The following is a 6,435-nucleotide window of genomic DNA, read 5'->3' on the forward strand; positions in this document are numbered from 1 at the left end:
GTACCCTACAGGTAGACTTTTTTTTAGTGTCTACTCTATAGGGTACATTTTATTCACTTGGAGGACTTTTTGTTCTTTTTACCTTATTTACTAAACCTTCTTCCTTTCAATATTATATTGCAAGTAGTCCATCTATTCATTGGAATGAGGAAGCTTTATTAAAAGAACTATATTTTTTCCCAGAAAGATTAAACGATATAGCTTCCAGTAAATTACTCCTAACAGTTGGTGATAAAGAGAAATCACATTTCTCGAATATGCATCAAAAAGCGATAAATCTCTCTGAGAAGTTATCCAATTACCGTGGAAAGACATTCGAACACTTCTTCCATGAATTTAAGAATGAGAATCATCTTTCTGTACTCTTACCACTTATCAATAAAACGATTGCCTTTTTGAATGATAAGATTTAAGTTGATGGATTAATTTTTAAAAAAAAGTACCCAAAGCATGCCAATTAACTACTTTGGTATGCTTTGGGTACATCTAATGCTTAATCCCTTTCCTTAACTTACTAAGCTCTCACCCTGTTGCAACTGATACATCTGATAATATTTCCCTTTTCTATCCATCAATTCATCGTGATTGCCTTTTTCGATTATCTCTCCATGATCAAGTACAATAATTTGATCAGCATTGCGAATCGTCGATAGTCGATGGGCAATAATAAAAGTTGTTCTTCCTTCTTTCAGTACTTCCATCGCCTGTTGAATGATTTGCTCTGTTTCGGTATCAATACTGCTTGTTGCTTCATCTAAAATAAGAATCGCTGGATCAAAGGCTAGAGCTCTCGCAAAGGAAATAAGCTGTCTTTGACCACTTGAAAGAGTACTTCCTTTCTCAATTACTGGCTCATCGTACCCTTTTTCTAAATGCTTTAATACCCTATTTGCCCCTACATCCTTTAATGCTTTCTCCACCGTTTCTCTTGAAATGGAAGGATCATTTAAGGTTACGTTTGAGGCAATTGTACCTGTGAATAGAAATGGATCCTGAAGCACAATTCCCATATGTTTACGAAGATCTTGCTTGGAAAAAGACGTGATATCTTTTCCGTCTATTAGGATTTTCCCTGATTGAATATCATAGAAACGGAATAAAAGATTCATAATAGAGCTTTTTCCAGATCCAGTATGACCTACTAATGCGATTGTTTCTCCTTGCTTTGCCTCAAAAGAAATATTTTTCAAGACATAATCATTTTCTTTATAGGCAAAGTTTACTTGATCAAACGTTACATTTCCTTTATAGCGTTCCAATGAAACATCCTTCACATCTATTCCATCTTCATCCAATAATTCAAATACTCGTTCCCCTGCAACGAGGGCTTGCTCTAGATTAGCCAGTTGATTGACAATCCCTTGCACTGGCTGAAATAGACGGTTTATATAGTCAACAAAAGCGTAAAGCATCCCAAGTGAAAGTGCTGTTGTTGCCGATAAAGATTGACCAGCAACATACCAGATGAACACCACAAACACAATGTTTCTTAATACATTCACCAGGTTATGAGAGGTGAGACTATTTAAATTGAGCATTTTATTTTGGTAACGGAAATGCTCCTTATTTAAATCCTCAAATTCTTTTCTTGTTTGCTTTTCTTTTCCAAAGGCTTGAATGATGTGCATCCCTTGAATCGATTCGTTTACCATTCCATTAATATCGCTGATTTTTGCACGAATAACGTGATTATAGCGGGAAGCAAATTTACGGTAGCCAATCATCCATACATATAAAATTGGGAGCAAAATTAAGCAAATCGCTGCCAGTGGCGGATTTAGGATAAATAGAGCAATATAAATTCCGATTATGTTAATTCCACTTGAGAAAAAATTCGAGAGAACTGTTACGTACAATTCCCTAATTGCCTCCGTATCATTTGTTACCCTAGCAACTACTTTACCAGCAGGAAGATTATCAAAGTATTTGATCGGCAACCGCTGAATTTGAGCAAATACGTCTTCTCGCATTTTTTGAATAATTCGGTTGGCTGACTTTTGTAATAAATAATGCTGTCCATATTGAAAAATAGCAGAAATAATGACTAAACCAAAGTAAAAAGATAGCAATTTCAAAATTGGTGTAATCTCTGGCTTATAAAAGTCAAATACTTCGGAATGTGTTAAAGCAGTGGCAGGATAGGTTGCCACTTCCCCCTCTCTGCTGATAGTCAATGTTCCGTTCGCAAATTGCCGACTACCATCAAAGGAAATCGTTCCATCTACAAATAAAAACTGTCTTCCGACCTGAAGTATTCTAGCCTCTTCAAGCTTTTCGTCATCTTTTTCAAGATACACTGCTTTTTTGTAGAAATTCCCTTTATATGCTACTGCGTCGCTAGCTGGTTCTGTTTGATACCAAAGAGATTCAATCCCTGTAATATGATCATCGATTACTTTTTTCGCAACAAACGGTCCTGCAAGGTCGGCGATAACCGCAATGGTCAGCATGATTAATGCCGCAATAATAATTCCTTTAAATCTTAATGCATATTGAAATAATCGTTTTCCTGTCGTCATGCTTTCACCTCTACTTCCCCTGCATCTACTTTTGCCTGTTGCGTTATATACTGTTCTTTATACCAGCCGTTCTGTTCCATTAACTCCTCATGTGTTCCATGCTCCGTGATATACCCATTTTCCATAACAATAATTTGGTCGGCATGCTGAACAGCTGTCATTCGATGTGTTGTAATAATCGTTGTTTTTGCTTGTCGTTCCTGCTTTATATTCGTGATAATCCTTTGTTCTGTTTTTGCATCTACCGCTGATAAAGAATCATCTAATATTAAGATTTCGGGCTTACGAATAAGGGCTCTAGCAATCGATATACGCTGCTTTTGTCCGCCAGACAACGCGACTCCTTTTTCCCCAACAAGTGTCTCTAGCCCTTCCGGAAGCATTTCAATATCCTGTTTAAAAGATGCAAGACTAATTGCTTCCTCTAATTCCTCTTCGGTAGCACCTTCTTTTCCAAATAAGATATTTTCTCTCACTGTTTTAGAAAAAAGAACGTGATCTTGGGGAACGTAGCCAATCCAACCTCTTAATGTATGTAAATCAATCGAATCAATGCTATTCCCGTTAATCGCAAGCTTGCCTTCCCCTTTCGGATACTCTCTAAGCAACTGTTTAATAATCGTCGTTTTCCCACTACCTGTTTTCCCAACAATTCCAACAGTTTCTCCTCTTCTAATCGTTAAATAGATATCGCGAAGATTTTCTTGTTTAGACGATGGATATTGAAACTGTGCATCCTTTAACTCGATTATGTCAGGAGTGCCAACTTCCTTGCCATTTTCCGGACAAATTACATCTGCTTTGTAATTTAATGTTTCCTGCACACGATCTAATGAAGCATTCCCTCGCTGCATGACATTCATTAATTCCCCCACCGCAAACATTGGCCAAACAATCATACCTAAATAAACATTGAATGTAACAAGCTGCCCAATCGTTAACTGTTGCTGAAATACTAGGTAAGCTCCATAACCAAGTCCAATAAGATAGCTTAATCCAACAAGAATCCGAACAGTCGGATCAAATAAAGAATCAATTTTGGCTACACGTAAATTCTTCTTATATACATCTTCCGTAAAATTGTGGAATTGTTTTTCTTCTTCTTTTTCTAAAACGTAAGCACGGATAACACGCACCCCTGAAATCGATTGAAGGACACTATCATTCATGTCGCCAAATGCATCCTGTGCTTCCATAAACCGTTTATGGATTCTTTCTCCGTATATTTGCATAATGACCGCCATAATAGGCAATGGTAGAATCGCAGCAAGCGTTAATTTCCAGCTTACCGTAATAACCATCGTAATTAAAATCGTCAGCATAAATATCGTAGAATCGACCAATGTTAAAATTCCAAACCCAGCAGTAACCGATACGGCCTTCAAATCATTGGTTGCTCTCGCCATTAAATCTCCTGTTTTATTTTTTTCAAAAAAGGTTGGAGTCATCTTTAATAGGTGATTCATGAATTTGCTTCTCAATTTCAATTCGAGGATATTTGCCCCGCCAAATAGCTTATACATCCAAAAATAGGTGATTATATATGTACTAATCGTGATTCCTGTAACGACAAGTATATATATAATTGTTTTATTGCTCGTCAATGTTCCAATTGTTAGTTCATCAATAAACATTCCTAAAATTCTTGGAGGTAGCACCTCAATAAATCCGACTAATATTAATAAAATAATAGCTATCGTATAGCTCTTCCAATGCTCTTTAAAAAACCATTTTAATTTAAAAAATATGGAAAACATCCACTCATCCCCTGTCTCTCTTCTTCTTTACTTACTAGCCACTTTCTAAATCCTTTAACGTATTTCTTGCTTCTTTTACGGATACAATCATCACTTTTCCTCCTTCACTAGTTAATTAGAAAATAAATGCTTCGTCACTTTGTTTGCACTTGCCTATATTTTTCCACAAAAAAAGAGACAGACCGCAACCATGCGATCCATCTCTTAATGACAGAAAAATACACAGGTTACCTATAATGGTAACCAACTATTCTATGCAAAATTATCGATAAGAAAAGAAAAGGTTACCAGCATATGAAGTTGTAAATGAATAATGTCTATTTAATCTTCTCATCGGTAACCCTTCCTTTCTCTACATTTATTTTCCAATATACTTGAAGATTAACATGTAGTTTTTACAAAGTCAATTGCAAATATTTCGAAAATAAAAGTATTTAATAATTTAATTGCACCTCTTTTTCCCCTGCTACTTCGTCTTTCTCCTCCTTTTCTTTCGCCAATTTCGGTAACACTAAGCTGTAATAGCCACCGATAAAAAGAAAACATGCGCCAACAAACCAATAAATAATCTCTATAGAGAACCAATTAGGATAACCGATTGAAATAATTCCGAGCGTAATCGATTGCGAGAGCATCATTAGAGGAGTAATCCATCCTTGTACCCTTCCCATCATCTTCGGCTCGATAATCGTAGGCATCCAGCCACCGATTGCAATATTAATCATTGGTAAGCCTAGTGCTAAGAAAAAGCAAATGATTAAATAGAAAACGATGTTTGTTGCATAAGACGCTAGAATGGTCATGACAGCTATATAAAATGCCCCAATAATAATCAACTTAAATAATTTTACCTTTTGTGTAAGAAGAGAAGAAAGGAAGCTTCCAATCATTACTCCTGCTCCAAAGACAATCCCCAAATAAATGGACACTTGTTCATAATTATCAGGCGCTAATTTATATTTTAAAATAAACACTTGCATGACACTAAATCCGCCATTTACTATGCCAAAAGCAATAAATCCATAAATTAACGCTAGCAATAATTTATTTGATAGAATGTACTTTAACCCAATCATAAAGTCACTCCATATAAATCGAATGTTTAAATCTTTTAACGAATGATTGCCATTTGGCTGACGAACACTTTCATTCAGCTTCATTGATTTTATAAGAAGACCACTAATGGTTAAAGTAACAACATCTACTAATATTGCTCCGTAAATCCCTAATGTCCAGTATACAAATATACCAATAGCATTACCAAATAGCATAAAGATACTATTAACGAATTGATTAAGTCCTGCTGCCGTTGTATAATCTTCTTTTTTCAATACACCTTGAAGGATGCCTTGTTCTGCAGGAAAAAAAAATTTCTGAACAGCACTTCTAATAAATAGGGTTAGAAAGATAAGTGGTATCCAGCCAATAAAAACTGCCCCTAGTAGACATAGCGAAAATGCTGCCGCAATCATCTCACAATGATAAGCAATCTTTTGACGATCCAATCGATCTGCCACTACTCCCACTAGAAAAAACACTGCTAAAGTTGGCAAGGAAAACATTAATTCCGTAACAGTAGCATATGCTGGCTGTTCAGAAAAACGATCGAGAATATAAAACATAAAAGCAGTTAAACCAATAACACTACCCATTTGTGATGTGACATTTGCAATAAATAATCTGGTGAAGCTCACGTTTTTGAATATTTCTGTAAATTTTTCCATTTCTTATCCCTCATCCTTTAGTTGATGAGTTAATTTTATCTTTCTGCCTATAGATGAAGAACATTCATCCGATGGTTTCTGATTCAGTCTTTAGACGGAAATAAATTCCATTATAAAGTCCGATACCAGATTGTTTTCTTTTCGAAATAAAGCTTGGCTATTTAGCGAAGTGGAAACGGGATGAATTGTCGGCTCTAATACCTTTTACTCTTTGCTTCGACACTCTGCTTTTCAGTTTTCATCCGGATGATGAACGCCACTTTTTGCTTCGACACCCTGCTTTTCGGTTTTCATCCGGCTGATGAACACCACTTTTTGCTTCGACACTCTGCTTTTCGGTTTTCATCCGGATGATGAACGCCACTTTTTGCTTCGACACTCTGCTTTTCGGTTTTCATCCTCTTAATGAACACCATTTTTCTCTTCGACACCCTG

Annotated in this window: 4 protein-coding genes; 1 reads left to right on the forward strand and 3 read right to left on the reverse strand. The window is 36.1% G+C overall.

Annotation, left to right across the window (positions count from 1 at the left end; all coding sequences use genetic code 11):
• Positions 1–257 precede the first annotated feature (257 nt).
• Positions 258–413, forward strand: a complete 156-nt coding sequence (locus RTL21_RS21970; protein ID WP_312099147.1) for a hypothetical protein — start codon at positions 258–260, stop codon at positions 411–413.
• 93 nt (positions 414–506) lie between these two features.
• On the opposite strand, the gene RTL21_RS21975 is transcribed toward RTL21_RS21970, so the two are convergent.
• The 3 genes from RTL21_RS21975 to RTL21_RS21985 form a co-directional block, all read right to left on the reverse strand.
• Positions 507–2,519, reverse strand: a complete 2,013-nt coding sequence (locus tag RTL21_RS21975) for an ABC transporter ATP-binding protein (RefSeq protein WP_312099149.1) — start codon at positions 2,517–2,519, stop codon at positions 507–509.
• Positions 2,516–4,276, reverse strand: coding sequence for an ABC transporter ATP-binding protein (locus RTL21_RS21980; protein ID WP_312099151.1), 1,761 nt, complete (start codon positions 4,274–4,276; stop codon positions 2,516–2,518). Before RTL21_RS21980 ends, RTL21_RS21975 begins: the two co-directional genes overlap by 4 nt.
• 434 nt (positions 4,277–4,710) lie before the next feature.
• Entirely contained in the window at positions 4,711–6,000 is a 1,290-nt protein-coding gene (locus tag RTL21_RS21985) for an MFS transporter (protein ID WP_312099153.1), read from the reverse strand.
• Positions 6,001–6,435 lie beyond the last annotated feature (435 nt).

Origin of the sequence: Niallia sp. (assembly GCF_031978665.1) — a bacterium.
Lineage (GTDB): Bacteria > Bacillota > Bacilli > Bacillales > Cytobacillaceae > Niallia.